This window comes from Extibacter sp. GGCC_0201 (genome assembly GCF_017566055.1).
Lineage (GTDB): Bacteria > Bacillota > Clostridia > Lachnospirales > Lachnospiraceae > Extibacter.
The window spans coordinates 1-220 of record NZ_JABFCH010000197.1; the positions used below are offsets into that span (position 1 = coordinate 1).

1 protein-coding gene is annotated in these 220 nt (G+C 43.2%); it reads right to left on the bottom strand.

Annotation, left to right across the window (positions count from 1 at the left end):
• Positions 1-21: 21 nt before the first annotated feature.
• Positions 22-220, bottom strand: a 199-nt coding sequence (locus HJV72_RS19240) for a hypothetical protein (protein WP_208073482.1), incomplete at its 5' end; no start/stop codon positions are given.

Sequence of the window (220 nt, forward strand, 5' to 3'; positions counted from 1 at the left end):
TAGTTCCACGGAAGAACCGTATTATACTACTCTCACTTCTTCTCCATACTTTTCACCGAACAAGGCCATCGCGCCCATTTTACGGGCTTCTTCAATCGGCATACAACGATGTTCATCCAGTTCGATAGCTTCTCTTACTTTAGCATTTGCCAGAGATTCAACCTGTCTTAATTCTTTCTCGGTTACTTTTTGGAAATGGGAGAAGTCGAAACGCAGGGAT